General features: G+C 60.5%; 1 pseudogene. It reads left to right on the forward strand.

Annotated features, from left to right (window positions below):
- Positions 1-15: 15 nt before the first annotated feature.
- Positions 16-448, forward strand: a pseudogene (locus ACV22V_RS32575) (transposase); the annotation flags it as partial.

Raw genomic sequence — 448 nt, forward strand, 5'->3', positions numbered from 1 at the left:
GGCAAGGAGAACTCGATGAAGAAGCGATTTACCGACGAGCAGATCATCCGCATCTTGCGCGAGGCCGAGAGCCGGGATGAGCCGGTGAAGGATCTATGCAAGCGCCACAACATTTCGGAACGGACGTTCTATCGTTGGCGCAACAAGTTCGGCGGGATGGACGTGGCTGACGCGCGTTGGCTCAAGGAGTTGGAATCGGGGAACGATCGGCTCAAGCGCCTGATCGCCGAGCAGATGCTTGTCATCGACGGCCTGAAGGAGTTCAGCCGAAAAAAATGATCACCCCGACGGGGCCGGCGCGAAGCGCTGGAAGTCCTGACTCGGCGGGGGCTCTCGTAACGCAAGGCATGTCGCTACCTGGGACTGAGCCGCCGAGTGGCGACCTATATGCTCAAGCAACCGGAGAAGGATCGGAGTTTGGGCGAGAGGCTGATGGCGGCCGCGCAAG

It is taken from the genome of Burkholderia sp. AW33-5, assembly GCF_053427615.1.